Source organism: Mesorhizobium sp. M7A.F.Ca.CA.002.09.1.1, assembly GCF_003998555.1.
Classification (GTDB): Bacteria; Pseudomonadota; Alphaproteobacteria; order Rhizobiales; family Rhizobiaceae; genus Mesorhizobium; species Mesorhizobium ciceri.
Genome location: NZ_RZRR01001421.1, coordinates 1 through 793 on the forward strand (window position 1 = coordinate 1; position 793 = coordinate 793).

The 793-nt window shown below is 67.1% G+C and carries 1 protein-coding gene; it reads right to left on the reverse strand.

The window, feature by feature from the left end:
* On the reverse strand, window positions 1-793 hold a 793-nt coding region (locus EN994_RS33700), incomplete at both ends, for a thymidine phosphorylase (RefSeq protein WP_127308269.1).

Sequence of the window (793 nt, forward strand, 5' to 3'; positions counted from 1 at the left end):
CCGCAGGCAGATATTTTTCCGGTTTCTCGATGAAATCGGCGGGGCCGCCAAGCGCGGCCACCATGCGTGCGAAAGTGGCGGCGGCGCGGCCGCTGGCGAGCGTCTCGGTGGCGCGCCGCATGCCATCCTGGTTGGACGACACCAGCCCGGCCGACTGCAGCATTTCGGCGGCCAGCGCCAGCGTCACATCTTCGAGCCGACGGTCACGATACCGGCCGGTGAGGAAATCGACGGCGTTGCGCACCTCGACTGCGTTGCCGGCGGCCGACGCCAGCGGCTCGTTCATGCCGGTGATCAACGCCGAGGCCTTCAGTCCGGCGCCGTTGGCGATCTCAACCAGGCTGTTGGCGAGTGCGGTGGCGTCGCGCGATTTTTCCATGAAGGCGCCGTTGCCGACCTTGACGTCGAGCACCAGCGATTGCAGCCCGGCCGCCAGCTTCTTCGACAGGATCGAAGCGGTGATCAGCGGCACCGATTCGACCGTGCCGGAGACGTCGCGGATCGCATAGAGTCGTCGATCGGCGGGCGCGAGGTCGGCGGTCTGGCCGATGATGGCACAGCCTGTTTCGAGCACCGCCTTGCGAAACAGCGCGACATCGGGCTGGCTGATGTAGCCCGGGATGGCATCCATCTTGTCCAGCGTACCGCCGGTGTGGCCAAGGCCACGGCCCGAGATCATCGGCACATAGGCGCCGCAGGCGGCGACGATCGGCGCCAGCATCAGCGAGACATTGTCACCGACGCCGCCGGTCGAATGCTTGTCGGTGACCGGGCCAGGCAGGTCCGACCAGTC